Source organism: Bartonella queenslandensis AUST/NH15, assembly GCF_000312585.1.
In the GTDB taxonomy this organism is placed as follows: domain Bacteria; phylum Pseudomonadota; class Alphaproteobacteria; order Rhizobiales; family Rhizobiaceae; genus Bartonella; species Bartonella queenslandensis_A.
This window is the reverse complement of the sequence record NZ_HE998149.1, coordinates 1-369: the sequence shown is the minus strand read 5'-3', so window position 1 is coordinate 369 and position 369 is coordinate 1. Positions and strand designations below refer to the sequence as shown.

Genomic DNA, 369 nt, shown 5'->3' with positions numbered 1-369 from the left:
GATGATTGGAGGCATTCAACCCTCTCGCATCATTCCCATTCTTCAAGCCATGCACCGTGGAACAAACGATGATGGTTTGTTGCAACGCTTTCAAATGATTGTCTGGCCCGATGATAATAAAGAATGGCAATTGGTTGATCGAGCTCCCAATCAAGAGGCATGGCAAAAGTATGAAGGGGTGTTTCGCTCGTTTCGTGATAAACGATTAGGATCTCCAGAACATCCGCTGATCATGCGTTTTTCTCCCAAAGCCCAAGTGACATTTTATGAATGGCTGGAGCATCTTCATAAAGAGGTCAAAGGAGGTCATTTCTCGGAAAGTTTACAAGCGCATCTTTTGAAAATGCCTAAGACCATAGCAAGCCTTGC

The 369-nt window shown here is 44.4% G+C and carries 1 protein-coding gene; it reads left to right on the top strand.

Annotated features, from left to right (window positions below; all coding sequences use genetic code 11):
• Positions 1-369 (top strand): DUF3987 domain-containing protein (locus BN338_RS09685; RefSeq protein ID WP_039761793.1); only part of this gene is annotated, 369 nt, incomplete at both ends.